This is a genomic window from Nonomuraea sp. NPDC049784 (genome assembly GCF_040659615.1).
Taxonomy (GTDB): domain Bacteria; phylum Actinomycetota; class Actinomycetes; order Streptosporangiales; family Streptosporangiaceae; genus Nonomuraea.
In genome coordinates this window covers 1-2,116 of record NZ_JBFAMX010001054.1, presented here as the reverse complement: position 1 = coordinate 2,116, position 2,116 = coordinate 1, and the positions used below count along the sequence as shown (strand labels likewise).

Genomic DNA, 2,116 nt, shown 5'->3' with positions numbered 1-2,116 from the left:
CCGGCTTCGTGCTCCTCCGCCATCGCATCCTGCTCGGCTAAACCACGGTCCGTCACCACCGAAAGTGCGCCAGAGCCACTGACTGGACACACCCAGGCACCTCGGGTCCACCCATCAACAATTTCGGGATGACGACCGCAGGCTTGCCCATCCTGCTCGGACAGGTCCTGCAGGAGGACGGCCACCGGCTCGCTCACCTGCATCGTGGCCGCGGGCGTGATGGCGGTGTCATCGCTGAGGTCAAGTCTGATGACGGAAGTGTCGGTGCCGGGTGCTTGGGTGTGGGCATGCATTACGGCATCGACGTCGCGATCCTCGGTGAGCTCGCGGAGCCAGCGCGCCTGGTCACTCTCGCCAGGGCGGCCGAGGCGGCCGGATGGGACGCCGTGCTGGTGTGGGATCATCTGGCCTTCGCCTGGGGCACACCGTCGGCGGACCCGTGGGTGGCGCTGGCCGCTGCGGCCCAGGCGACCTCGCGTATCAGGCTGGGCACGGCGGTGACGGCCGTGGCCCGGCATCGCCCGGAGATCCTTGCCCAGACCGTGGCGACGCTCGACAGGCTGAGTGGCGGCCGCGTGATCTTGGGGGTCGGGCTGGGCGGCGTGAGGGAGGAGTTCACCGCCTTCGGCTCAGCGCGTCCCGGCGGGGCGGTGCTTGATGAGGCGCTCGACGTGATGACCTCGCTCTGGTCCGGTGACGAGGTCCATCACCGGGGCGCTCATTACACCGTGGACGGGGTGCGGCTCGCGCCGTTGCCGTTTCAGCGCCCTCGGGTCCCGGTGTGGGTCGGCGGCACGGCCGCAGGCGCCCTTCGGCGGGCCGCCCGCTGGGATGGCTGGATCGTCGCCGGCGACGACCAGGAGGGCCGCATGACGCTCTCGCCTGACTCCCTGGCCGCTCAGGTCAGCGAGCTGCGCCGGCACCGGGTTACCGAGGGGGACCTCGACGTGGCGGTCATCGGGGTGAGCGAGCCCGGCTCGCCGGTGCGGGCCTACGCCGAGGCGGGCCCCACGTAGTGGCTGGAGCACCTCCATGGCTACCAGGGCCTGTGGAAGGGCTGGTGCAGCGCGTCAAGCGGGCCCGCCCCGCGTGAAGCACCCTCGATGCGGGCGTGGCTCAGGACAGCTCGATGCGCAGGCTGACGGCGTCCCGGCGTGCCAGGGCGGCGGGGGTGCGCCGGTGCGGGAGCGTTTCGATGACCGCGTGGATAGACGGGCCCTCGTCCAGGTCGAGCAGCGGTGCCATTATGTGGGCGATCTCGCGGGCGAGGTAGCCGACGTGCTGCCCTGAGGGCAGGTGCACGGCGATGGCGTTGGGGTCGGCGAGGTTGTCGCGCTCACGCCGGAGGAGGATGAGGTCGCCGCTGTGAGCCTCAGCCAGGAGTGAGGCAGTGCCTAGCGGGCCGATGCCGCGCACAGGGACGGTGAGGGTGCCGGTTTCGGCGACGGCCAGCTCCACTGCCTGCCGGGGCGTGAGCAAGACGGCGGCGCGGTCGAGGAAGAGCCTGGCCGTTTGCCGGCTGACCGAACTGGCCACCGCATCCGGGGTGAGGGCTGCTGCCCAGGACAGGAAGTGCGCGAAGCCCTCGCCAGGAAGGGCGGCGTAGAGCTGGCCAAGGGCGATGGCATCCCGGCGGTTGCGCACACCGATGCTGGCGGCGAAACACGCCGATTCGGAGTCGACGCCGTACTTGATCATGGCGGCGCACGCCGTGACGGGGCCGGGCAGTGGCAGGCCGTCGCGTTCGTGCTCCCACAATTGCACGATGGCCGAGATCACCCACGCGAGGTCGTGGACGACGAGCCGATCCAGGACCTTGACGAACCGCATCGGATCGTCTGGACCGAGGCGTGCGCCATGGCGGCGGCGGAGCTCGTCGACGGCCAGGCCGTCCATCCAATCGGTGGACACATCGACGAGCACGCCGATGTCGGAGATGCGTTCCTGACTGGCTGAGCGGTGCAGCTCGGCCACGGTGATGGCCTGCCGCAGCAGCAGGTGGCGCAGGTCGGGCCAGCCGTCGTCGGTGAGCAGCTCGGGATCGAGGTCGACCTGCGCGGCCAGGGTCTGAGCGGCGGTGCGGGCATCGGCGCAGCCGGACAGGCTGAGCCCAGTG

3 protein-coding genes are annotated in these 2,116 nt (G+C 70.8%); 1 reads left to right on the top strand and 2 read right to left on the bottom strand.

Annotation, left to right across the window (positions count from 1 at the left end):
• The coding region (locus AB0J09_RS63105; protein WP_360713890.1) for a hypothetical protein at positions 1 to 293 on the bottom strand (293 nt) is incomplete at its 3' end.
• On the opposite strand from AB0J09_RS63105, the gene AB0J09_RS63100 reads away from it, so the two are divergent.
• On the top strand, positions 288 to 1,016 hold the full coding sequence (locus AB0J09_RS63100) for a TIGR03619 family F420-dependent LLM class oxidoreductase (protein ID WP_360713888.1): 729 nt from the start codon (positions 288 to 290) through the stop codon (positions 1,014 to 1,016). The two genes, AB0J09_RS63105 and AB0J09_RS63100, sit on opposite strands and share 6 nt — an antisense overlap.
• Before the next feature lie 100 nt (positions 1,017 to 1,116).
• Here the strand turns inward: AB0J09_RS63100 and AB0J09_RS63095 are convergent.
• Positions 1,117 to 2,116, bottom strand: a 1,000-nt coding sequence (locus tag AB0J09_RS63095) for an HIRAN domain-containing protein (RefSeq protein ID WP_360713886.1), incomplete at its 5' end; no start/stop codon positions are given.

Excerpts from the sequence above, each read along its gene's own strand:
- AB0J09_RS63100 (WP_360713888.1), top strand. The coding sequence starts at position 288 with ATGCATTACGGCATCGACGTCGCGATCCTCGGTGAGCTCGCGGAGCCA.